This is a genomic window from Gloeomargarita sp. (genome assembly GCF_053491055.1).
Window position 1 is genome coordinate 1 of sequence record NZ_JBRCEP010000008.1, and the last position, 23138, is coordinate 23138.

The window sequence follows — 23138 nt, forward strand, 5'->3', positions numbered from 1 at the left end:
GATGCCGAAGATGCGCGCCGCTTTGGTGATACTATTCCCGTTCTCAATGAAACTTATCACCTTCTTCCGTAAATCCAGACTGTAACACATTCTGATTCTCCTCCTTGATTCTCACCTTCCTCCCCATCTTACACCCTCCTCTCATAAAATGTTGCATTTTCAATAAAAATGACTATGCTTTACGATCCCAGCGCCGCCAATGCCTCATAGACGGCTGCCACATCGGGAACAAAATGCTGGGCCTGGGTCGTTCCGGGTGCCTTACCGACGGCAATCGACAGCCCCCCCCGCTGATTGACCGCCGCAAACGCCGCCTCATCCGTCAGGTCATCCCCGATGTAACACCCCTGGCGCACCTGCCAAATATCCCAGAGAAAGGCCACACAATCCCCCTTGTCAAACGTGCGGGGCAACACCTCCAAAACCTCCTTCCCCGGTTGCAATCGAAACGGCGCCGTCATCTCCCTATCCTGGGCAAAAAGACTGTGGAGTAACTCGATAACCTGCTGTTTTACGGCGGCTGCCGCTTGGCGATAATGCACCGCTACCGAATAGGTCTTATCCTCAATCAACACCCCCAAATCCAAAAGTTTGGCCGCCTGCAATCCCGTCGATATGGCATCCCGCAGCGGTTGCAATTGCTCTTGTATTTGCGCGCGGGCCGGCTGTCGCAAAAATTCACCCTTTTGGAGCACATAAATTTCCCCCCCGTGCAACCCACACAACGTCAGAGCTTCCCCCTGCAAAGCCGCCAAAAAACCCTGCAATTGCAGCACCGAGCGACCGCTGACAATCGCCACCCGCAGCAAGGGATGACGACACAATTGCCGCAATAAAGCCTCGCCTGAGGCGGGCAAAAACGCCTGGGCAGGGTCCGGGACAATCGGGGTCAACGTACCGTCATAATCCAGGAACAAAGCCAACGGCCATTCCCGCTGCCAGTACTCAGCGATGACTGACCGCATGGGCAAACGCATCCATAAACGAGCGCACCCAATGGTGGATGTCGTAGTTACACACCGTTTGCCGTAATGCCCGCATTTTGGCCTGCCGAATCGCCGTCGGTAAATTCAAAGCCGCATGCAATTTATCCGCCATTTCTTCGATGTAAAAAGGATTGATCATCAACGCTTCTTTTAACTCATAAGCCGCCCCGGTCAATTCACTCAATATCAGCACCCCCGACAAATCCACCTTCGCCGCGCAATACTCCTTAGCCACCAAATTCATCCCATCCCGCAGCGGCGTAATCATCGCCACATCCGCAATCATAAAGTAGGTCAGCACATCCTCTAGGGAAAAGCGCCGGTAAAAGTAGTGAATTGGCACCCAATTGTCGTAGGAAAATAACCCATTAATACGCCCAACAGCCTGCTCTACCTCCTCCCGCATCCGTTGATAGGCTGGAACCGCCGTCCGCGTGGGCGAAGCAATTTGAATAAAACAAAAATTGCCAATGTGCTCTGGGTACTTTTCAAAAAACACTTGCAATGCCTGCAAATTCTCTAAGATGCCCTTGGTATAATCCAGGCGGTCCACACTGATACCGATATATTTTGCCGGGTAATTTTCCCGCAGCTTACGCGCCCGATGCTGCAACTTTGGCGTCGAAACCAGCGCCGTAATTTTGGCCGCATCAATACTGATGGGAAATGCCCCCACCTGAATCCGGCGCCCCTGGTAGTGAATCCGCATATTTTCCCGGTCCACCTTAATCGCCTCATCGGGCAATAAGCGCTCCACCGCATCCAGGAAATAGTTAGCATAGTCGGGAATATGAAACCCAATCAAATCGCTGCCGAGCATCCCCTGTAAAATCACATCCCGCTTTGGGAGAATCCGAAATACCTCCAGCGCGGGAAACGGAATGTGCAAAAACAAACCAATTTTATAGTTGGGTCGTTGTTGGCGCACCAGTTCCGGCACCAGTAACAGGTGATAATCCTGCACCCAAATCCAATCCTCCTCATCCGTACAAGACACCACCGCATCGGCAAACTTTTGATTGGCAGTGACATAACTCGGCCAATCCCGTTCATCAAAGAAATTGCAATGGGAAATGAAATAATGGAACAACGGCCACAGGCGCGTGTTGGCATAGCCGTAGTAATAATGATTGATCTCCTGGGGCGTCAAAGGCACCGGTTTAATTTGGTAGGGCAGTTGAATTTTGTCCCAGTCAATACTGTCTTCATCACTGGCTACGTCTTCTACTTCCACCGATTTTTTCGACGTATCCTCCCAGCAAATCCACAACCCATCCCGCTGGCGCAACACCGGGTCAAGCGCCGACACCAACCCCCCCGGCATCCGTTCAATCCGCACTTCATTGCCACAGGTTTGGATCGTGTAGGGTTCCCGGTTGGAAACAATCACCAGCCGGCCCCCGTGCTCAGATGCCATCACCGGTTTTATGGTGGAATCTGAGTGATTTTCTTGGGTCATGGCAACCTCCTCGGTTGTTTAGTTTTGGGCCAGCAACATGGCTGAATTGATAATCGCCACATGGGTATAGGCTTGGGGAAAATTCCCCGTCAACTCGCCAGTTTTTTGGTTAATATCCTCGGAGAACAAACCCAAGTGGTTGCCAAAGGAGAGAATGTGTTCAAAATAGTTTCTGGCCTTGCGTTTTTGACCAGAAAGGGTGAGGGCATCAATGAACCAAAATGTACAAATGGTAAAGGCATTTTCGGGTAAGCCCAACTCATCGGAGTTGGTATAGCGGAACATAAACCCGTCCACCATCAATTCCTCTTCGCAACGTTGAATCGTCGCCAACATCCGCGGGTCTTTCGGCTCAATAATTCCCAAAATGGGCATAAGCAGATTGCTGGCATCCAAATCCGGTTTACCATAGGCCTGGGTAAAGGCTTGGCGCTCGTTATTCCAAGCCGAACCCAGAATCATCTCCCGCATCAATTTCCGCTTTTGATTCCAGCGGCGGTAGAGACTTTGCCGTTTGAGCTTGTAAGCAATTTTGCACCCCCGATCCACCGCCACCCAACACATCAATTTAGAAAACGTATAATGGTCAGGCCGGTTGCCAATTTCCCAAATGCCGTTGTCTTTTTCCGGGAATTTTTCGATGGCTAGTTCCACCAATTGTTCCACACAGGTCCACAGCAAATCACAGTTGGGACACACCACCCGTTCATCCACAAATACCGGATACATACTCAACAATGCTTCCCCATACACATCCGTTTGATGGTGCAGGGTAGCATCATTGCCAATGCGAACCGGGCGACTCCCATGAAACCCAGCTAAATAATCCAAATACTGCACCGTGGGCACATCATGACCTTCAATTGTATAAAGCGGTTTCAAATAGCCCCGATGCGCCAAAACAATTTTGGACAAATAGGCCACAAAATTTTCCGTCTCTTCAAATTTGGATAGTTTCAACAGGGCATTCACTGTAAAAAAGGAATCCCGAATCCAACAGTAACGGTAGTCCCAGTTGCGCACACCACCCACAATTTCCGGCAAGCTGGTCGTCGGTGCGGCAATGATCGCCCCGGTTGGCTCATAGATAAGCTGTTTGAGGGTTAAGGCCGAACGAATAATGGGCTTTTGATATTCATCCGGCAAATAGCAATGTTTCACCCAGCGTTGCCAGTAGTGATTCGTCCGTATCAATTTGTCGCGAACCGTGGTAATGGCCTGCTCCCGAATCGGTTGGTAATAAGACAGACCCAAAAACGCATCCCCCTTGAGCCGAATGGGTTCTTTGGCAATAATTTGTACCGGCGATAAGTTGGTCACTAAATATAGGCTGTTGTCTTGGTGGGGGGATTCGATTGTCGTTTCATTCACCAACACACAGGGGGCAAACTCCGGTTTGTATCCGGGTCTGGGGTGGTAATGAATGACAATTTCCGGCTCCCCAAAACGCACTTCAATATAGCGGTACAATTCCGGGGGCGTGTAAGAACGACTGCCATCCCATACCTCCCAACGAGGCATGAAATCGTGAATCACAAAGGCGGCAAAATGGGACTCAAAAATGGTCAACAAAACATTGCTGTTTTTTTCGTAGGTTTGCCGAATGGTGTACAGTTCGGCATTGACGGGTTCAATGGCAAAATAACTGCCACGTTCCTGATCCAGCAAACGGTCGAAAACAAATGCACCTTCAAAAGTAGGCATACAGAGATAATCAATGCTGCCTACCGGTGAAACCAAGGCGCAAATCCGCCCGTTGCCAATCAAGCCATAATCCAAAGAGATACGTCCCCTGGTCACGTCTCCCCTGCAACGCGGCAATCTTCTTGCTGGCCGGTGATGTCACTTTCACCCCATGCGGGTATTATTCCCAGCTTAGCATTCCCCCAAAGCGATGGTCAAACGCTTGCCAGGCGATACGAGCGCCAGAGGGGGCAATTAACGCTAATCCGACCAATTTACTGTAGAATGGAAAGGGTTGGTGGTTTGGGAGTGGCCGTGACGCCGTTGTGGGGGCCGTTGTTGACGGTGGGGTTTGTCGCCGGTTTGGCCGGGGGGATGTTTGGCATTGGCGGCGGGGCGATTATGGTGCCTGCGCTGGTGTTGTGGTTGGGGTTAGACCAGAAGGTGGCGACGGGAACTTCTTTGGCGGCGCAGGTGTTGCCGATCGGGTTGGTGGGGGCCTGGGTCTATCATCGCAGCGGTCATTTGCAGCTCTCTTATGCGGTGGTCATGGTGCTGGGGCTGTTGTTGGGGAATGGGCTGGGGGCGCTGTTGGCCAATCAACCCTATGTCAGCAGCGAATTGATGAAAAAACTGTACGGGGTTTTTTTGTTGGTTTTGGGGTTGCGCTATTTGGTGTGGCGTTGAGGTTGATAATGAAGCTGGTACAGCCCAAGGGAGGGCAGTGCATGGCAGAAACCAATCGCGTGACGGTGCGGGTGCGGGTACCGGGGGGCGGCCAGGGGGAACCGGTTCTGTCCCAGTTGATTACCCGCTACGGGGTGACGGTGAACATCCAGGCGGCTTTGTTTGACCCCCAAAACCAGGCGGAGGCGTGGCTGGATTTGGAGCTGTACGGGACGGCGGCGGCGTTGTCGGCCTGTATCGAGGCCATGCGGGCGCGGGCTTGGGAGTTGGTGGCCCAGTCGCCCATGACGCCGGTGCCGGGGGTGGTGGCGCCTACGCCCGTGTCGGCGCCGACCGAAGGGGGAATGCAGCGCAGTCATATCCATGTGCGGATTCCCAAAGAGACTTGTGATGTGCCGATTATTTCCGGGCTGGTGTCCAGGCATGGGTTGGTGGTGAACCTGCGAGGGGGGTTGCTCAGCCCGGACCGCGCAGGGGACGGTTGGTTTGACCTGGAAGTGCAGGGCACCCCGACGCAGATCGCCCAGGGGTTGGCCTATTTGCGGCAACAGGGGTTGCAGGTGTGGGAAGCGGCATCGCCCCCGGATTGGTCGGTTTGAGCAGGCAAGACAGGCTAGGGAGGTGGACAGGTGGCCATCGTGGTCGAAGGGGTTTCCAAACGCTTTGGTACGTTCCAGGCGGTGGACAATGTCAGTTTAGAAATTCCCCAGGGTTCCCTGGTGGCGTTACTTGGGCCATCGGGGTCGGGAAAGTCCACCCTGTTGCGGTTGATTGCCGGGCTAGAAACCCCGGATACGGGCAAAATTTGGCTGACCGGTCAAGATGCCACCCATCGGCAGGTGCAGGACCGGAACATTGGTTTTGTGTTTCAACACTATGCGTTGTTCAAACACATGACCGTGCGCCAGAACGTGGCCTTTGGGTTGGAGGTGCGCAACGTGCCCCGCAAACGCATCCAACAAAGGGTAGATACCCTGCTGGAACTGGTGCAATTGCAGGGGTTGGGGGACCGCTATCCAGCCCAACTTTCTGGGGGACAGCGCCAGCGGGTGGCCCTGGCCCGGGCGTTAGCGGTGGAACCACAGGTATTGCTGTTGGATGAACCCTTTGGCGCGTTGGATGCGCGGGTGCGCCAGGAATTACGCCGTTGGTTGCGCCGCCTGCACGATGAAATGCACGTCACCACCGTGTTTGTCACCCACGACCAGGAAGAGGCGATGGAACTTGCCGACCAGATTGTGGTCATTCACCAGGGGCGGGTGGAACAGGTGGGCACGCCGGCAGAAATTTACGACCATCCTGCCACCCCCTTTGTGATGAGTTTTGTCGGCCCGGTGAATGTCCTACCTGGGGATGCGCGACTGCTCCAGCGCCAGGGGATGGCCGTACAGCATGGCCAGGCGTTTTTACGCCCCCACGACATTGTCATCAGTACCGACCCCCAGGAAGCCCACACCCCGGCGCGCATTCAACGGATGCTTCATCTGGGGCGCGACATTCGCCTAGAACTCGTCCTCGACGACGGCCAAACCCTCACCGCCCAAGTGACGCGGGAGCGGTCGTTGGAATTGCAATTGCAGCCCTACCAACAGGTCTATGTCCGGCCCCGCGAAGCCCGCTCCTTTCCCCTCAATTACTCGATCTGACTAAAGCTCCGAATCTGCCCGGTGGCACCAAAGGGGGAACGCCAGCCCCATTGCCTAACCAAGGAGCGTCAGGTCAGGCCGTTCCCCCCGACTACAGCAACGATAGTACAGAGAAGTAGTGAATTCTTTGAGCGGGAAAAAGATGTAGGTCAAGGGATTAACCGTAATGATAATGTTGCGGAAATCCCGTTTGGCAAGGGCAATAATTCCCTTGGCGACCCATTGCGGCGACATGACCCCGTAGGGATTTAGTTGGCTCTTAAACGGCCCCAAAATCAACTTACGAATCACGCAGACATTATCCAGGCGTTTCAGGGTGACGAGATTGCCGATCAACCGTTTGCTCAGTTCATAAAGGGGACTCAATGCCGGCGAAACTTCCGCTTCCGAGGTATTGACCCACAATTCCTTCGTGGCTTTGGCCTCTGGCCCGGTGACCGTATTCATAAAGAGTTCCATCAGTTTCAGCACCGACAAGGTATTGACCGATAGCGCCGTTTCGATCGCCGCAAAATCCCGCCGACGGTACACATTCACCCCGTGATTAATCACCAAAATATCGAGGGTTGCCAACAGGGGCGCCAATTCCGCTTCCCGCCCGATGGCCCAACCCACCACCTGCAGTTGCGACGCTGCCGCCAAGCATTCGGGATGCGTGGTCAGAGCGGTCACCTGCGCCCCCGCCCGCTGCAATTCCGCACACAGCGCCTGCCCCAAGGCCCCACCGGCCCCTGTGACCCCCACCTTCTTCCCTTGCAACGACAACCCCGTGCCCAACACCTTGTCCACCAGGGGAAACACGCCGCTGTAGTAGGCGTGCACGTTGTCAAAATGATGCCGCCAGTGATACGTGCGATTTACCCACCAGGCCGTCGGGGGTTCCCGCAACGGCCCCGGCTGATGGTTGTAGTCCGTATCCGTTACGGCCCACACATACCGACGGGTCGCTCCGGCCAAAAATAAACCGGCGTAAACCACCCCCACCCAGACTCCCAACGCCCCGGTAAGTAGGGCAATGATGAGCAAAATGACCAGTAGAATGGTTGATTCTGTAATGTCATGGTACAGTTGGGAGCGGCGAAAGGCAGCCAGGGAAACCACAGACAGGTCCCGACGGTAGGCGGCGTGATGGCGATTGTGCCAGCGCTCCAGGGCGGGAATGTGGTGGCACAGGGCATGATAGGTATCCCGCAGGATTTCTGTGAGGACGACCGAACCACAGGCGGTTGCCCCCAAAGCCAGCCAATTCACACCGACACCTCCGCACATCGGTACTACTTTAGGCAATTTTGCGGAGTTCCGGCAAGCGCACCTGGCAGGTTGGGCGGTCAATCGGTACAATCAAAAAGGATTTGGTGAGCCGTGGTTATGCGTTGCGTGATTAACCGGCGGGCGGAGTTTGCAGCCAGTCATCGCTATTATGTCCCCCAGTGGTCGGCAGAGGAAAATTTCCGGCGCTTTGGCAAAGGCAGTCTGTTTCCCGGTCACGGCCACAACTACGTTTTGTATGTGGCGATGGTGGGAGAAATTGATGACTGCGGCATGGTTTTGAATCTTTCCGAGGTCAAACACGTGATTCGCCGGGAGGTGACCGACCATCTGGATAACAGTTTTTTGAATCAGGTTTGGCCGGAATTTACCCAGACTTTGCCCACGACCGAATTTGTGGCCTATACCATTTGGCACCGTCTGCGTCCCCATTTGCCCCTGGCGCGCATTCAGTTGTACGAACACCCGCAACTTTGGGCTGAATACCAAGGAGATGCTATGAACGCCTATTTGACGGTTGGAACCCATTTCAGCGCCGCCCACCGGCTTGCCCGGACGGACTTTTCGGAGGCGGAAAACCACGCCACCTATGGCAAATGTGCCCGTCCCCACGGCCATGGGCACAACTACCACTTGGAGGTGACGGTGCGCGGGGAAATTGACCCGGTAACCGGTATGGTGGTGGATTTGGTCGCCCTACAAAGGGTTTTGGAACGGGAGGTGGTCGAGCCATTAGACCATACCTTTTTGAATGAGGACATTCCCTACTTTTTCGAGGTGGTGCCGACGGCAGAACATATTGCCCTGTACATTATGCAGGTGTTGCACGAACCGGTGCGGCGGTTGGGGGCTGAATTGCACAAGGTGAAATTGGTGGAAAGCCCCAACAATTCCTGTGAAATCTATGCAGACGATGTATTTACAGTCAACCCGGTGACACCCTACGCTGTGGCCGCCAGTCGATGAGAAACGTAGTTGATTTCTCGGCGCTGGAATCTCTGCCGCCCAAACAACAATGGCTTTGGCTGGCGGAATGGCTCCAGGGGGGGGTACAGGCAGGGCGGCAATTGCTCGATTATTTGCAACAACGGGCCCAGTCTCCCCAGTTTCCCCAGGTGTTGGATGGGCGAATTTACGAGTTGCTGTGGCGGTCGGAGTTGCCAGAGTTGGCAGCGGCGGCTAGGGAGGCATTTCCCCAGGGTGTTGTACCGCTTTTGTCTGAACAGTCTCAGGATTACAGGCCCCTACTCTTGCACATATTGTCGGAGCAGTGGCAGGCGGCGGACCAATGGACACGTCAGCAGTTGTGCCGGTTGGCGGGGGCACAGCGGCGGGGTTGGCTGTACTTTAGCGAGGTGCGCAAAATTCCGGTTCTGGATTTGCAAACGATTGACCATCTGTGGCGGGTGCATTCCCTGGGGCAATTTGGCTTTCGGGTGCAGCGGCGGATTTGGCTGGGGTGCGGGCGCAACTGGGAGAAATTTTGGCGGGCGATTGGCTGGTATGTGGATGGGACATGGCCGCGCTATCCCCAGGGGTTCACCTGGGATGTGAGCGCACCGGCGGGGCATTTACCGCTATCGGACCAAAAGCGGGGGGTGCGGGTGCTGGAGGCGTTGCTGTTGCATCCGGCCTGGGAAGTGGGGGGTTAGCGTTGTGTGTTCTGATAAGGCAACACAACCACAAGAATTACGGAAATCATTTTCCAAGCTGCTCCCTGAGAGATTATTTTCAATCTCCATTCCCCAGGCACAGCTATCTGCTGCACACAGGCTACACAAACTGGCGGCATGATTAACCTACGGCAAGGGGGGTCAACTGTATCCTATGACTACCCCTATGGGAAATGCTTTCCCTTGGCAACGCCTTGAACCTCACGTACGAGGTTATGCAACTAATCCAGAGCTAGCTAGCTTTCTCGTCCTTAACGCATATAGCTAAGCATACAAAGGTTGACATGCTATGGGTCGCTGGGCGTAACCCCACAATGGCGTAGCCATGAATCTTAAGGCGACAACCTTAACCTACCTAGCTATATCAAATATCAAGCAAGTATCGCGTTCAAGCAATTAACTCAGCAACCGGAATGCTAAATCCCGGCAAAACCTTAAGGGTTGCGGCGTTTTGGGTTTCTGACAGCAATTGCTGAACCTCTGCCGTCACAATCAGCAACCAGCGACTTTCAGGAAAAATCAGCCAAATTTCTTGGGCATGGGATTCTAGGTACTCTTTGACCTTGCCAAAAATATCTTCAGCCGCATCCCCAGGAGAAACAATTTCGCCAAGCAGTGGAAAACTCTGGGGCAGTACCTTGAAATCCCCAAACTGTTGCACCATCGCTGGGGGCAGGTACGCTACATCAGGACAACGTACTCGTTCCACTGTGCGACAAGCTGTTTCTGTGTAAACTTCCCCCCCTTGCCCACTAGAAATCATGTAGCTTCGCCAGTGATACGCCAATCTGGCCTGAATGCGTCCTGTTTTTGCAGTCATTTCCGGTATCGCAATCAATTGGTCATCAACCCACTCAGACCGTTCGGGAGGGTTTTCTAAAAAGGCCTCTAAGGATTGCGGAAACCCGACACTAGCCATGTCGCACTACCTGTGTGCAATTTATCTATGGGCACAACCTTTAGTATGCTTTCGGCTGAATCCAGTAATTCAAAAAAATTAGGCAACGAGTATTTATATTATAATAAATAACAATATCACCACCAAACGGAAAAAGCTTTAGCTTGGGCAAACACCCCAGTGCACCGCTTCAGGTAATGAAACCCTGTAGCGGGAACGGTTGCCTGCCGCAGCAACGACGTTGACTCGCTCGATAGATGTCCCCTTAGAGCAGTCCTGAATTCGCCAGCCCCAGCACCATGCCCGTCCCCAACAGGTGCCCAAAGGACGCCGTCGCCAGCAACTCCGGGACGCCAAACCCCTTAAATAATTCCGGCAGGGGCAACGCCGGCCCCACCCCCTTGCCCTGGATGGCGTAGTACCCAATCGCCACCGCAAACAAATTACAGCCCACCATCACCAAAGCCACACCCGGAGACCAAGGAACCGTCGTCGGTACCGCCAAAAACCAGGGATGCATACCATACACTCCACGCAACCGCCCCCATCTTAAACCCGGCGCCCCTGCCCTCCCCCCACTTTGCAACACTTCCCCACAAAACTTTACTCCCGGTTACAAATCCCCCAGTTCGGGAACCCGTACCCTTGCCCCCTACGCGGCTGGGCTATATTAGCAGTCGAAGGTTGAGAGTGCTAATTCAGACCGCAGGTGGGTCTGATTGGTCACTCGGAGCTGCAATTCCATCACATTGGGAGCGTAATCTATGGCGACCATCACCCTGAATGTATCGACTGTGACCCCCTTGGGGGACCGAGTACTGGTGAAAGTGAGTCAATCAGAAGAAAAAACCGCTGGCGGCATTCTGCTACCGGACACGGCCAAGGAAAAACCCCAAATTGGGGAAGTAGTGGCTGTGGGGCCGGGCAAGCGGGATGATGACGGGAAGCGGCAACCGATGGACGTCAAAGTGGGCGATAGGGTGCTGTATTCCAAGTACGCCGGGACGGAACTCAAAATCGGCAGTGAAGAGTACGTATTGCTGGCAGAAAAAGACATTCTGGCAACGGTGAAATAACCTGAAGGAGGTTCCTAACTTATGGCGAAAAAGATTCTCTATCACGAAGATGCGCGCCGCGCCCTGGAGCGGGGGATGGACATTCTGGCGGAATCGGTGGCCGTCACCCTGGGGCCCAAGGGGCGGAACGTGGTATTGGAAAAGAAATTCGGTGCGCCCCAGATTATCAATGACGGGGTAACCATTGCCAAGGAAATTGAATTGGAAGACCACGTGGAAAATACGGGGGTGGCGTTGATCCGCCAAGCTGCTTCCAAGACCAACGATGTGGCCGGGGACGGGACCACGACCGCAACCGTACTGGCCCATGCGATGGTCAAAGAAGGTTTGCGCAACGTGGCGGCTGGGGCCAACCCAATTGCCTTGAAGCGGGGGATTGACAAGGCCACCCATTTTGTGGTCGAAAAAATTGCGGCCCATGCCCGGCCTGTGGAAGATTCCAAAGCCATTGCCCAGGTAGCGGCCATCTCGGCGGGGAACGACGAAGAAGTCGGTAAGATGATCGCCGATGCGATGGACAAGGTGGGCAAGGAAGGGGTGATTTCCCTGGAAGAAGGCAAATCCACCACTACGGAATTGGAAGTCACCGAGGGGATGCGCTTTGACAAGGGGTATATTTCCCCCTACTTTGCCACCGACCCCGAACGGATGGAAACGGTGCAAGAAGACGCCCTGGTGTTGATCACCGACAAGAAGATTACCCTGGTGCAGGATTTGGTGCCGGTGCTCGAGCAAGTGGCGCGGGCGGGCAAACCCTTGCTGATCATTGCCGAGGACATTGAAAAAGAAGCCTTGGCGACCCTGGTGGTGAACAAACTGCGGGGCGTGTTGAACGTGGCCGCGGTGAAAGCGCCTGGGTTTGGCGACCGGCGCAAGGCCATGTTGCAAGACATTGCCATCCTCACCGGTGGGCAAGTGATTTCCGAAGAAACCGGTTCCAAGCTCGACAGCGTGCGGATGGATATGCTGGGTAAGGCCCGGCGGGTGACCATCACCAAGGACCACACCACCATCATTGCCGAAGGGAACGAAGCGGCGGTGAAGGCCCGGTGCGAACAAATCCGCAAGCAAATCGAGGAAACCGATTCCACCTACGACAAGGAAAAACTGCAAGAGCGCCTGGCGAAATTGGCTGGCGGGGTGGCGGTGATCAAAGTCGGGGCCGCGACGGAAACCGAAATGAAGGATAAGAAGTTGCGGCTGGAAGATGCCATCAACGCCACCAAAGCGGCGGTGGAAGAAGGGATTGTTCCTGGGGGTGGTACGACCCTGGCGCACTTGGCGCCTGAACTGGAAGCCTGGGCGAAAGAGCACCTGAACAACGAAGAGTTGACCGGGGCCTTGATCGTCAGCCGCGCCCTGACTGCTCCCCTGATGCGGATTGCCGAAAACGCCGGGGTCAACGGGGCGGTGATTGCCGACCAAGTGAAGGACAAACCCTTTGATGTGGGTTATGATGCGGCTCAAGGCACCTTCCGCAACATGATCGAAGCGGGGATCGTGGACCCGGCCAAGGTGACCCGTTCGGCGTTGCAAAATGCGGCTTCCATTGCGGGGATGGTGTTGACCACCGAATGTATCGTGGTGGATAAGCCGGAACCCAAGGAAAAGAGTCCTTCAACGCCCAGCGGCGGGGATTTTGACTACTAATTCCCCAAATCGCCAAACAAAACGTAACACTTCGGCTGCCCCCCCACCTAGGGGGGTTTTTCTTGGGGGCAGGAGCGCAAACAAACTGCTGCGAATGGCGATGCCACAAATGTCAAATTCAAACTGGGTTTGCTGTCGGTCCGTTATGCGGATAGCTGGCGGGGCAAAGCCGTATTTTCAGAAGCAATCAACGTGTTTGTCCCCTTAACAAGAGCAATCCTCAATGAGCACGGAACTCGAAGTTACGGGAGTCCTGCTCTTGGACGGAGGCCATTTCCGTTCTGGAATTGCAGCGGATGACTATAGAGCAATTGCCCGCCACAGTAAGCCAAAATTTTTATTGATTTATTGAGAGAATTTTTTAGAGAATTAGGCATTTCCCAACATCTGCCGGTTTTGCTTCCGCTTGTACATCTGAGTAACCCTATTGTTTGCTTAGAACTGTTTGTTGTATTCGATAATCAAGCGGTTGTCCCGATCCGAGGAACCCACCGCCCGCAGGCGCAATTCATTGTTGATCCGGTAGGCGAGGGTCAACTGGGATAAATTGGGGTCGCTGACAGAATCTCCAAAACTGGTAAACATTTGCAGAAATGAGGCCGAAAACCGGTGAATATCCAAACGCACTTCGCCCCCCAAAGCCAAGGCAGACTGCTGGACATTGCGGTTATCTGGTAGGGCTGGTAATACGGTGGGGAAAAACCGCCAGGAAAGACCGCCAAAATCGGTTTCGTGGGAACGGGAAATTTGGTTGAGCAGGGTTTGACCAGCTAGGTTGGTGAGGAATAATTGGGTGGATTCAGGGCTGGAATGGTTGGCAAATCCCCCCAGCAGGGCAATAATTTGTTCCTGGGTGCGGGTGGGGCTACTGCTGAGTTCCAACCCGTTGGGCAAACGGCTGGCCCGCCCGGTAAGGCTGGCCTGAATCCGTACCGCCTCCAACCCCTGCACCCGTTCTGCTAAGGTAATCGGCACCTCGTTGGGAAACTTGCCCTGCCGTTGCAGGATGGTTCCTTCCAGTTGGTTGGCCCCTTGGGTGACGGTGGTCGTTAGGCGCAAATCCAACTCCGGGTCAAAGCCGTTGCGGGGGTCAAACACCACCCGATTGGGGTAGGTGCGGTCCAGGCGAAACCGGGTGAGAAAGAGGTTCACCTCGCCCCGGTCGAGGGTGAAGGCGCCGCTGGGTTGGGGCCGGTGGAACGCCCCATTGAGGGCAAGGGTGCCCCGGGCTGTGATGTTGACGTTGGGCGGCAACACCACCTGCACACCTTGGCCCAACTGAATCTTCAAGTCCCGCAACCGGGCAGATTTCCCGTTGCCCTGGGATGTGGGCGTGGTTTCGCTATTGGCAATGGCATCGGCTGCTCCCCGCAACCACCGCTCTGACAGGATAAGCTGCCCCTGGCTCAGGTGAATATCTCCGCCCACCACCGGCGCTTGAGCCGTACCCGTAATGGTGACCCTGGCGCTGGCTTGGCCGCGATAGACGTCTTTCTGCACGATGCGGGCGGGCAACAAGGCCAGGGTAAGGGGCTGTTGCGAGGCCGGGTCGTTGGCAGGCAAAGGACGGCTCAGGGGTAACACCCCCGTCAGGGTCAGTCTACCGCCGTTGAGTTGCGCGCGCAATTCCTGGGCCGCCAAGCGGTCGTCCAAAAACCGAATCTCTCCGGTCAGGTCTTCGAGGCTATCGGCCACCCCCGCCAAGGCAATTTTGGCTCCTTGGAAGCGCGCCAAACCGCTCAAGCGGGGTTCTCGCCAGGTGCCCCCCACATCCACCTGCACCATGCCGCCGCCCCCTTGCCAGCGCACCCAGGAGTTGAGGCTGTTGATCAGGCTCAGGCCGCTATCTTGCACCTGGAGGCTGAGACGAATCCGGTCGTCCGCCGCTTTCACCCTACGAAACGGCATGGCCAACGGCAGACTGCCCACCGCCCGCACTGGCTCCACCCCGCTGGTTTGGTCGCTCACCAACAGTTCGGCCCCAAAATCCAACCGGCCCTGGGCGTAGTGAAAGCTGGTCTGCGCCACTTGGATTGGCGTCTGTTGCCAACTGCCGTCTTGAATCCGTAGTTCACCTTTGGCCTGGGGATTGGCCTGACTCCCTGCCAGGGTGGCTGTGCCGCTGACAAACCCGGTTAGCACCCCCGGTAAGGGCAACCATTGGGTGAGGTAATCAGCGGGAATTCGGGTAAGCAGGAGTTGCCCGCTCTGTTGCGCGCCACCGAGCATCCCCGTAAACAGGATTTGGCTGGCCCCCTGCACCAATTGCAACGGCTGCAAGGTCCAGCGCCCACCCTGGAGGGTGCCCTCATAGCGCCCCTGGAGCGTCAGCCGCTCCGCCTGGTAGGGTCCCCAGACCCAATCACGTCCCCGCAGGTCAAATTCCGCGGTCAATTCCCCCCGGTGGTTGCCCCAGAGGGTAGCCTGCCCCTGCCAGTGCCCCCGCAATTCCTGCACATCCGGTAGGCCCAAGGCTTTTTGTTGGCTGGCCAGGTACTGCTGCACCCGCGCCTGCACCTGCTGGAAATAGGCCAATTGTTCCCCCAAGGGCAAGTTGGGTGCGCCTGTTGGGGTCACCGCCAGCGCTTCGGCGCCCGGTTGTGGGCCGGTCATCAGGGCGGGAACCAGGTCCTGAATTGCCGCCGCCACCGCCTGTACCTGGGCCTGCCATTGCAGATGGGGACGGAACTGCGCCTGCGCGCTAAAGGTATAGCGGCTGTGCGGTTGATGCAATTCCCCCTGCTGTAGGGTCAATTCCTGGTTGCGCCACTGGAATTGCCCCCCCAACCGGGTCGCCACCAGATTCCCCAAGCGGGCCTGCGTCACCTGCACCTGGCCAAGGGCACGCTGCTGCTGGGGATGCCACAAGGCCGCCCCCTGTAACTCTCCCTGGAGCAAACCGCCGCTGAACAACGCCAGGGGAATACGCTGGAACTGCAGCGCCAACTGGCCGTCCCGCCCCTGGCCTTGGATCAACGCCTGCCCCCGGCGCACCGTCACGGATTGGGGCACCTGACCTGTACGCCACCAGATAGCCACCTGGTCTTGCACCCCCTGCACCGCCAAACGCACCCCGGTTGTAGGCGTAAACCGCACCGTACCCCGCAGGTGGGGTTCAAACTGCCAATGGCTTACCCGCAGCGCCGTCACCCCCACCTCCCCGCTGAGTTCCGGCTGGTGCAGCGTCCCGCGCCACTGGCCCTGAAAATCCACTTCCCCCCGCAGCGCCACCGGCAACGACACCGGCAGACGGCGCACATCGTACTGACGCACCTGCACCTGTATATCGGTTGCCAACGTGCGGGTGTTCACCTTGCCTGCTGCCTGCACCTGGGGGCCGCTTGCCCGAAATCGCACCTGTTCCCCCTGCCATTGCGCCTGTGCCCGCAAGGGAATCGGGGCTTGGGGGGCCTGCACGTCCACCTGCACCTGGGGTTGGCGAAGCGTCCCTGCCAATGCCCCCTGAAAGGTCACCGTCCCCACCCGCACCGGCAGTCCCGCAGGAAGCAACCGCTCCGCCTGCGCCTGTCCCTGGAACTGTAGCGCCAACCGCTGCCGGGCATCCAACCGTCCTGTCCCCTGCACCTGCACCCCCGGCAATTGCACCTGGAAACGGGGAATGACCACCCCCCCAGCGGCCACCACCACCTCCGCCTGCGCCCGTTCCACCGTCGTTTGCGGCAGCCGCACCGGCCCGACTGTCGCCAACCGCCCCCGGAGGGTAGGTTGTGCGACCGCACCCTGCACGACCCATTCCGAGCGCACCCGCCCCTGCCCCAAGGCGGATTGCCCCCAGAGCGGGAGCACCTGCGCCATCGCCACCGCGGGCACCTGCACCGCAAGGTCATACCCCCGCTGGAAATGCACCCTGCCCGTGACCGCCGCCGTTACCCCGGCCAGCCGCACTTGTCCCTGAGTGACCCGCACCTCCTGGGGGGTGACATGCAATTCGGCCTGCACCTGCGGTTGCACCTTACCCCAGCGGGGAGAACGCACCACCAATCCCTGCACCTGCAGCGGCCCCGTCACCTGCGGCCAAGCCCCCGGTCGCCACACCACCTGCACATCCCCGCGCACCTGGCCTTGTTGCACCTGAACAGGGATAGCGCCCTGCCCGGCGACCAATTCCCCTATCGGCGCCAGCGCCATCCCCTGGGGTTGGATGCGGGCTTGGAGCACCTGGGTTTCCCCATCCCATGTCCCCGCCAACCGTACCGCCCCCCCGCCGGGCGTTTGCGCTTGGGCAGTAAATTCTATCTGTGCCGTTCCCGGTCGCACCTGCGCTTGCATCTGGTCGTAGGTCTGGGCACGGCGGCTCCCCCAGGGCACCAAGGTCACACGGCCACCCTGCAGAGCCACCTGCGTCACCTGCACCTTGATGGGGGAACCAGGGGCAGGGTCGGCCCCAAGCAGCCGCATCCGCAACCAGCGGCGATCCGGCGACTGATGGAAGACTGCCTGCGGTTGCCACAGACGCACCTGCAGGTCCAACTGCCGTTTCCAGAGCAACTGCCAGGGATGGAACTGCACCTCAATCCCCTGCACCTGCACGTAATCGGGGTCGGTTGCCGTTGCCGGGATGGTCGAAGCCCCGAAGCGTACCCCCGTCCAGCCCAACCGCTCGACTGTGCCTAGGGTCACCGGCCGGTTCAGCACGCGGCTCAATTCCTGGGAAATGACGGGGGCCAAGTGTTCCCGCACCCACCAACACCCGCCGACCCACACCCCCACGCCCGCACCCAGCACCACCGTTGCTGCCCACCACCCTGACGGGGCAAGCCGGAGGCGCTCCAACCGTGACATGGCTTTTGCCAACTGCGTGAACCCCGATTCCATGCACCGCACCCTATTTGGACCTCATGGAGCAGTTCCCCACCGGGATGCCGCTAGAGTTACCTTAACGGATTTCCCCGCCATTTCCCAGGGGGCAAAGGTGTTGTTGCTAAAAATATGCCCCTCCCTTACGATGCTCTCGCCAACCGGCAAGTTCCCTGCCAGCCCCCGCAAAGGCTCCCATGAACCGCGCCAATTCTCGTGACAAAAAAACAAGAAACCATTGTCTTGGTGCGGGCAAACACCCTGTTTGGGATTTACCGGTTGAGCTGGGGCAGAACCGACCCTTGTCTTGGTATCCCTCGAAGAAAAACCTTGTGTAAAATAACAGGGGGGGTATGGTTTGCGTATTTTTGCGGTTGTTCTCATGGATGGTCGAGACGTTGAGCGGGGATAGCCCAGGGGAGCTTTTTCAGCATGGATGTTGCCCAACTCCTGCACCTGGCTAAGCAGGGCCATACCGAGGCTATTGCCGCCCTGATGACCCAAGCGCTCAAGCCCCAGGGGGTAACGGCACAGGCGCAATTACGGCAAGGCTGTTTGGAGGTGGTGCTCACCGGGGCACAGGCCCCAGACCAGCGGCAATGTCTGCAGATTATTCGCCAGGGGTTGGTCCGTTTGGAAGTGCCGACCATTCACACGGTCAAAGTCTGTGCCCTCCGCACGGGGGAGTTGTTCCCGGAGTGGATGGAGGTGTTTAGTCTGGCGACTCCCACCGAAGGGGTTTCTGCCCCGCCCCCGCCCAGGGCAACCCCCAAAATTGTAGACGGCGTGTACCAATCCGGGAGTGCGTTACATCTGACCAGCGACCAGGTGGACATTCCTCTGGAAACCTATGCCGAGGAACTCCTGCGGCGCTACCAAAAAGGGATGCGCGATTTTACCGGTGTCAAGCTGATTCAGGTCTCCCTGATTGATGCGGTGCTCAACGAAATCATTTTGCAGGATGCGGATTTGAGTCGGGCGGTGTTGCGGCGGAGCAAAATGGTCGGCGCCATTCTCAAAAATGCCAATTTTGCCGGGGCGAATTTGATCGAAGCGGACTTGACTGAAGCAGATTTAAGCGGGGCCAATTTCGGCTGTATGAAATTGGGGGGACAGGCGGTCAACAATCTGGTGGGCGCCGCCGTGCCGATTAGTACCAATTTGAAACGGGCCATCCTGGTGCGCGCCAATTTGACCCAGGCGGATTTGACCCGGGCAGTCCTAGAGGAAGCCCGTTTGGACCAGGCCAATTTGACAGGGGCCATTCTCAGCCGGGTGAATGCCAAAAACTGCTCGTTTGGGCAATGCACGTTTAACCGGGCAGATTTGAGTTGGGGCACGTTTGATGGGGCGAATTTTACCGGCGCCAATTTGAGCCGCGCCAATCTCAAACGGGCCAATTTGGTGGGCGCTAATTTGAGTCAGGCCAACCTCTGGTATGCGGATTTAACCGAAGCCGACCTCAGCCGTGCCAATATCAGCCGCGCCAATCTCACCGGTGCGAAATTGGTGGGTACCCGGATGCCCGATGGCCGCACCCTGATGGACAGACGTTACGCCGGAAGCTAGCGCCCACCGCCTGTGACCTGGGCCACCAACTCCATCACCGCACTGCGGGTCAATTTCGCCTGTCCCTGGGCCAGGGCAGCCAGGGTTGCATGGGCCAAGGCCAGGGGAATCCGGCAGAAATCCAAGGCTGGCCCCTCCGGTAGCGAGGCATTGTAGGCATCCGCCAGAGCCAAATTCCGCCGGGCATAGGCATACATTTCCTCCTTGCCCCAGCCATCCGGGAAAAAGTTGACCCCCCGCCGTTGGTCCTCCCCATGGTTCCGCAGGATGTTCACCGCCTGCAACCCCCGCCCAAAGCCAATGGCCAAGGAACGGTTGGTCTGGGTGCCGTCGTACCAGGCCCACAAATCCGACAGCAGCAGCCCGACCGCCCCCGCTACCCCAAACGTGTAACGATCCAGGTCCGCTTCGGTCTGAATCCGCCAATGGCACGAGGCCCAGTAGGCCATCCGGTCCGCCATTGCCGCTGTGGCATCCCACACCCGGGGCGCAATCGTCGGGGGAGCCAACAGCGCCCATTCGCCAATCCGCACCGTCACTTCCGGCAAGGGCGTCTGATGCACCGCCAACGCCAGGGATAAATCCTTCACCGCAAACGTGTCCGTCGCCGCCTCCAGCGTCAAGCTCACCGAGCGGAGCAACTTCACCTTGGTCGCACTGTCTAAATCCGGGTGGTCCTCAATTTCGTCAATCGCCCGCATACACAGGTAGGCGGAAGTCACCGCTTCTTGCAGACCTGAAGGCAGGCCGCTAATGGGAATAAAAAATGTACGACTGGTTTCCTTGAGCAACTCGAGGGCACCCCGGCGCAGATCCATCCGCTCAACTCCTTTCCACCACTACACACACCATACCATTAGCGCAAAGTATAGCCGAAAAAACGTGGTTCTCCTAGACTTGCCCCACCCCGACTACCTCCCTTGGCCCGGTCACCTGGCGCTCATACCGTCCCAGCGCCATCAGCGGAAAATGCTGGCAATACAAGTTATAGCGCAGATAAAAGTGCCGGGGAAAGCCCGTGCCCGTAAACAGGGTTTCGGACCAAGACCCATCGGCGTTTTGCTGCGCCAATAGGTAATGAATCCCCCGCTCCAGCGCCGGTGCTGTCGTCTCGCCGCCTGTTAGCAACCCCAAGACCGCCCAGGCCGTTTGCGACACCGTACTGACGCCTTGCCCCTGCAAGGACGGGTCGTGGTAACTGCGACAGGTTTCCCCCCAGCCGCCGTCGGGATTTTGGTGGGCCACCAGCCAGGTGCGGCCCCGCTGACACGCCCCTTGCGCCCGCGGTTCCCCCTGCAGCGCCGCCAACACCCCACTTGTCCCGTAGATGTAATTCACCCCCCACCGGCCAAACCAACTCCCTGTGGGTTCCTGCGCTTGCAACAAAAAATCCACTGCCCGTTGGCGCGCCGCCAAGGGCAACTCCACCCCCGGATAGCGCCCCATCTCCAACACCCGCGCCGTCACATCCGCCGTACCAGGGTCAATCATCGCCTGCAAATCCCCGTAGGGCAGCCAATTGAGCCATTCCTGGTGGTTGTCCTTATCAAAAGCCGCCCAGGCGCCGTTTGTACACTGCATGGACACAATCCAATCTACCGCCCGCCGGATGGCCTGCTGTTTCTCCGCTTCATTCGGCAAACGAATCTGCGCCAGCGCCATCACCACCACCGCCGTATCGTCCACATCCGGGTAATAGCGGTTGTCAAACTCAAAGGCCCACCCGCCGGGACGTGCCTGCGGATTTTTCACCGCCCAATCCCCGTAGGTATGGAGAATCTGCTTGCCAAGCAACCATTGGCCGGCGCGCACCAAAGCGGGATGATCCGGCGGCAAACCGCTATCGGCCAAGGCGCGTACCGTCAGTGCCGTATCCCACACCGGCGACACACAGGGCTGCATCCAGTATTCCGATTCACTCTCGACGCAAAACTTTTCCACCGCTTGCAACCCCCGCACCACCGCCGGTTCTGCCAGGTCATAGCCCAAGCACCGCAACGCCAGCAGGGAATTGACCATCGCCGGTTGGATGCCCCCCCAATCCCCGGTTTCCTCTTGCCGCTGCAAAATCCATTTTTCCGCCGCGCGCAACCCCTCATTTCGCCAAGGGGTCAAACGATGAGCATCGGCCCACTGCAAAACCCGGTCCACCCAGACAAACACATCCGTCCAGTCCCCCTTTTGCGGCAATTCGTAGCGACGTTCCGCCGGGGATTCGACATAGAGTTCATCCAAAGCAAATCCCTGGGGATAGACCGGCTTTTTATCAAAGACAATAATCAGCGGGACAGTGCTGCTGCGTGCCCAACTGGACATGTCGTAAATACTAAAAAATCCACCGGGGGGCAAGAGCATCAACCAGGGCGGCAACGTAGGCAAACCCTGCCAACTGTAGCAACCCAGCAAGGCCAAATTCAGTTTTGTAAAAACGCGGGCGCGGGTCACACCACCCCGGGCGAGAATGAAATGTTTGGCCTTTTCCAAATAAGGTTCCTCAGGGCGACATCCCAGCAACCGCAAAGCCATATAGGCTTCAATCGTACAATTCAAATCCCCCCCATCATCGTAATATAATTCCCAGCCCCCATGTTCCCGCTGTTGGTTGAGAATATAGGTTTTGATTTTGCCCAAAGGCAACCGCTCAGGAATCCCCCAAATAAAATACAAAAGCACCAATTCCGCAGTCATCGTCACATTCGATTCCAGGGTTGCCCACCAGTACCCAGCAGGATGTTGTAAAGACAGTAAATACTCTTGGCTGCGACGAATGCCTTGTTTGAGGGTTGCCAAATCAACGGGAGTCATAGAGTTCCGGGTGCAACAAGCCATTTTTATTTATATCAGGAGAAGGTACGCCTGGGGGATGGTTGGGTTGTGAGGTGGGGGTAATAGGGGCGAAACCCTTGTGTTTCTAGGGGTACCCAACAATGGGAACTTGGCCGCTGGGCGGGGATGGCTCCAAAGGTATTCATCCAGGCGCTCATTCTGCGTAATTCTAGGTTGTGTTGATCTTTATCTTTTATTGAAGCCAGAAGACTGTACAGACAAAGTAGAGAAAACTCAAAAAGCTTCTGGCCAATTTATCAAAAAAATACATGTCGGTACTGCGTTAACTTGAGAAAAAAGCATGCAATCAAATGCCTTGCTTTTTCGTTCCCAACATTGACTCTACAGCCTGTTAAAGAATCAAGGGGTACAGTAGCAATACTTAGCAAACCAACTTTGGAAGCAGGATGGGTTGATCAGTAGTAGAGAAGTCTGCGCTATCTGCTCCATGCTATGGCTAAGCAGGGAAAGGTTGGCATATAGAACAGATGACTGAATCGATAAGGTCATGAAGATTTTGGGTTGTAGATGTCATGGTTTTTCTAACTCTTTGCTTGATTCTATGCCACTGATGCTCAATCGGATTTAAATCGGGAGAGTATTTCGGTAGATATATCAATTCACACCCAGTGGCTGCCACAACCTTCCGAACGAGTTGGCAACGAGGAAAACTTGCATTATCTAACTAAAACAATTTTCTTCCCTGCGCCAATGGTTGGCAACCACATCTCTGTTAACCAGGCAATCAATACTTGCAAATTATAGTCATTTTTATTGAAAATGCAACATTTTATGAGAGGAGGGTGTAAGATGGGGAGGAAGGTGAGAATCAAGGAGGAGAATCAGAATGTGTTACAGTCTGGATTTACGGAAGAAGGTGATAAGTTTCATTGAGAAC

The 23138-nt window shown here is 56.5% G+C and carries 18 protein-coding genes and 3 pseudogenes; 8 read left to right on the forward strand and 13 right to left on the reverse strand.

The genetic code is table 11. From position 1 onward, the window contains the following. The 4 genes from ACWISF_RS00445 to ACWISF_RS00460 all read right to left on the reverse strand — a co-directional run. On the reverse strand, positions 1-90 hold a 90-nt coding region (locus ACWISF_RS00445), incomplete at its 3' end, for an IS630 transposase-related protein (RefSeq protein WP_448379646.1). 89 nt (positions 91-179) lie between these two features. Continuing rightward, entirely contained in the window at positions 180-965 is a 786-nt protein-coding gene (otsB, locus tag ACWISF_RS00450; RefSeq protein WP_448379629.1) for a trehalose-phosphatase, read from the reverse strand. After that, positions 946-2403 (reverse strand): alpha,alpha-trehalose-phosphate synthase (UDP-forming), encoded by a 1458-nt coding sequence (locus ACWISF_RS00455; RefSeq protein ID WP_448379630.1) that lies wholly within the window; start codon positions 2401-2403, stop codon positions 946-948. The genes otsB and ACWISF_RS00455 overlap by 20 nt, the downstream gene beginning before the upstream one ends. 60 nt (positions 2404-2463) lie before the next feature. Beyond that, a complete protein-coding gene (locus tag ACWISF_RS00460; protein WP_448379631.1) occupies positions 2464-4245 on the reverse strand; it encodes a glycoside hydrolase family 15 protein in 1782 nt (593 codons plus the stop codon). A gap of 168 nt (positions 4246-4413) precedes the next feature. On the opposite strand from ACWISF_RS00460, the gene ACWISF_RS00465 reads away from it, so the two are divergent. The 3 genes from ACWISF_RS00465 to ACWISF_RS00475 are packed head-to-tail and all read left to right on the forward strand — an operon-like array spanning position 4414 to position 6461. Further along, on the forward strand, positions 4414-4815 hold the full coding sequence (locus ACWISF_RS00465) for a TSUP family transporter (RefSeq protein ID WP_448379632.1): 402 nt from the start codon (positions 4414-4416) through the stop codon (positions 4813-4815). Positions 4816-4856: 41 nt separating this feature from the next. Continuing rightward, positions 4857-5414: an NIL domain-containing protein gene (locus ACWISF_RS00470; protein ID WP_448379633.1), complete on the forward strand. Its 558-nt coding sequence runs from the start codon at positions 4857-4859 to the stop codon at positions 5412-5414. A 30-nt stretch (positions 5415-5444) separates the two neighbouring features. After that, positions 5445-6461: a sulfate/molybdate ABC transporter ATP-binding protein gene (locus ACWISF_RS00475; protein WP_448379634.1), complete on the forward strand. Its 1017-nt coding sequence runs from the start codon at positions 5445-5447 to the stop codon at positions 6459-6461. Between the two features lie 54 nt (positions 6462-6515). Here ACWISF_RS00475 and ACWISF_RS00480 read toward each other — a convergent pair whose 3' ends face one another. After that, positions 6516-7730 (reverse strand): bifunctional sterol desaturase/short chain dehydrogenase, encoded by a 1215-nt coding sequence (locus ACWISF_RS00480; protein WP_448379635.1) that lies wholly within the window; start codon positions 7728-7730, stop codon positions 6516-6518. A 99-nt stretch (positions 7731-7829) separates the two neighbouring features. On the opposite strand from ACWISF_RS00480, the gene ACWISF_RS00485 reads away from it, so the two are divergent. Continuing rightward, positions 7830-8696, forward strand: coding sequence for a 6-pyruvoyl trahydropterin synthase family protein (locus tag ACWISF_RS00485; protein WP_448379636.1), 867 nt, complete (start codon positions 7830-7832; stop codon positions 8694-8696). Continuing rightward, positions 8693-9382 (forward strand): GUN4 domain-containing protein, encoded by a 690-nt coding sequence (locus ACWISF_RS00490; RefSeq protein ID WP_448379637.1) that lies wholly within the window; start codon positions 8693-8695, stop codon positions 9380-9382. The genes ACWISF_RS00485 and ACWISF_RS00490 overlap by 4 nt, the downstream gene beginning before the upstream one ends. 409 nt (positions 9383-9791) lie before the next feature. Here the strand turns inward: ACWISF_RS00490 and ACWISF_RS00495 are convergent, their stop codons facing one another. Continuing rightward, positions 9792-10322 carry a Uma2 family endonuclease gene (locus ACWISF_RS00495; RefSeq protein ID WP_448379638.1) on the reverse strand — a complete coding sequence of 177 codons (531 nt, stop codon included), beginning with the start codon at positions 10320-10322 and terminating at the stop codon, positions 9792-9794. 244 nt (positions 10323-10566) lie between these two features. Next, positions 10567-10821: a photosystem I reaction center subunit PsaK gene (gene psaK, locus ACWISF_RS00500; RefSeq protein WP_448379639.1), complete on the reverse strand. Its 255-nt coding sequence runs from the start codon at positions 10819-10821 to the stop codon at positions 10567-10569. 244 nt (positions 10822-11065) lie between these two features. On the opposite strand from psaK, the gene groES reads away from it, so the two are divergent. Next, positions 11066-11377 (forward strand): co-chaperone GroES, encoded by a 312-nt coding sequence (gene groES / locus ACWISF_RS00505; RefSeq protein WP_448379640.1) that lies wholly within the window; start codon positions 11066-11068, stop codon positions 11375-11377. Between the two features lie 21 nt (positions 11378-11398). Next, positions 11399-13027 (forward strand): chaperonin GroEL, encoded by a 1629-nt coding sequence (groL, locus tag ACWISF_RS00510; RefSeq protein WP_448379641.1) that lies wholly within the window; start codon positions 11399-11401, stop codon positions 13025-13027. Between the two features lie 435 nt (positions 13028-13462). On the opposite strand, the gene ACWISF_RS00515 is transcribed toward groL, so the two are convergent. Beyond that, positions 13463-17863, reverse strand: coding sequence for a translocation/assembly module TamB domain-containing protein (locus tag ACWISF_RS00515; protein WP_448379642.1), 4401 nt, complete (start codon positions 17861-17863; stop codon positions 13463-13465). Between the two features lie 414 nt (positions 17864-18277). Here ACWISF_RS00515 and ACWISF_RS00520 point away from each other — a divergent pair, with 414 nt between their 5' ends. Next, complete coding sequence (locus ACWISF_RS00520; protein ID WP_448379643.1) at positions 18278-19414, forward strand: pentapeptide repeat-containing protein; 1137 nt, start codon at positions 18278-18280, stop codon at positions 19412-19414. On the opposite strand, the gene ACWISF_RS00525 is transcribed toward ACWISF_RS00520, so the two are convergent. The 5 genes and pseudogenes from ACWISF_RS00525 to ACWISF_RS00545 all read right to left on the reverse strand — a co-directional run. Next, a complete protein-coding gene (locus ACWISF_RS00525; protein WP_448379644.1) occupies positions 19411-20232 on the reverse strand; it encodes a squalene/phytoene synthase family protein in 822 nt (273 codons plus the stop codon). The two genes, ACWISF_RS00520 and ACWISF_RS00525, sit on opposite strands and share 4 nt — an antisense overlap. Before the next feature lie 73 nt (positions 20233-20305). Further along, the gene (gene shc, locus ACWISF_RS00530) at positions 20306-22219 is read right to left on the reverse strand and encodes a squalene--hopene cyclase (protein ID WP_448379645.1); all 1914 of its coding nucleotides are present in this window, start codon (positions 22217-22219) and stop codon (positions 20306-20308) included. 214 nt (positions 22220-22433) lie between these two features. Next, a pseudogene (locus tag ACWISF_RS00535) lies at positions 22434-22563 on the reverse strand (IS5-like element ISSoc13 family transposase); the annotation flags it as partial. Between the two features lie 37 nt (positions 22564-22600). Further along, positions 22601-22696 (reverse strand): annotated as a pseudogene (locus ACWISF_RS00540) (IS630 family transposase); the annotation flags it as partial. Between the two features lies 1 nt (position 22697). Further along, a pseudogene (locus tag ACWISF_RS00545) lies at positions 22698-22913 on the reverse strand (transposase); the annotation flags it as partial. Positions 22914-23138: the final 225 nt, after the last annotated feature.

Bases quoted from the DNA above. Each gene is read 5' to 3' on its own strand.
- otsB (WP_448379629.1), bottom strand. From the start codon at position 965: ATGCGGTCAGTCATCGCTGAGTACTGGCAGCGGGAATGGCCGTTGGCT.
- ACWISF_RS00455 (WP_448379630.1), bottom strand. From the start codon at position 2,403: ATGGCATCTGAGCACGGGGGCCGGCTGGTGATTGTTTCCAACCGGGAA.
- ACWISF_RS00465 (WP_448379632.1), top strand. From the start codon at position 4,414: ATGGAAAGGGTTGGTGGTTTGGGAGTGGCCGTGACGCCGTTGTGGGGG.
- ACWISF_RS00470 (WP_448379633.1), top strand. From the start codon at position 4,857: ATGGCAGAAACCAATCGCGTGACGGTGCGGGTGCGGGTACCGGGGGGC.
- ACWISF_RS00480 (WP_448379635.1), bottom strand. From the start codon at position 7,730: ATGTGCGGAGGTGTCGGTGTGAATTGGCTGGCTTTGGGGGCAACCGCC.
- ACWISF_RS00485 (WP_448379636.1), top strand. From the start codon at position 7,830: ATGCGTTGCGTGATTAACCGGCGGGCGGAGTTTGCAGCCAGTCATCGC.
- ACWISF_RS00490 (WP_448379637.1), top strand. From the start codon at position 8,693: ATGAGAAACGTAGTTGATTTCTCGGCGCTGGAATCTCTGCCGCCCAAA.
- ACWISF_RS00495 (WP_448379638.1), bottom strand. From the start codon at position 10,322: ATGGCTAGTGTCGGGTTTCCGCAATCCTTAGAGGCCTTTTTAGAAAAC.
- psaK (WP_448379639.1), bottom strand. From the start codon at position 10,821: ATGCATCCCTGGTTTTTGGCGGTACCGACGACGGTTCCTTGGTCTCCG.
- groES (WP_448379640.1), top strand. From the start codon at position 11,066: ATGGCGACCATCACCCTGAATGTATCGACTGTGACCCCCTTGGGGGAC.
- groL (WP_448379641.1), top strand. From the start codon at position 11,399: ATGGCGAAAAAGATTCTCTATCACGAAGATGCGCGCCGCGCCCTGGAG.
- ACWISF_RS00515 (WP_448379642.1), bottom strand. From the start codon at position 17,863: ATGGAATCGGGGTTCACGCAGTTGGCAAAAGCCATGTCACGGTTGGAG.
- ACWISF_RS00520 (WP_448379643.1), top strand. From the start codon at position 18,278: ATGGATGTTGCCCAACTCCTGCACCTGGCTAAGCAGGGCCATACCGAG.
- ACWISF_RS00525 (WP_448379644.1), bottom strand. From the start codon at position 20,232: ATGGATCTGCGCCGGGGTGCCCTCGAGTTGCTCAAGGAAACCAGTCGT.
- shc (WP_448379645.1), bottom strand. From the start codon at position 22,219: ATGACTCCCGTTGATTTGGCAACCCTCAAACAAGGCATTCGTCGCAGC.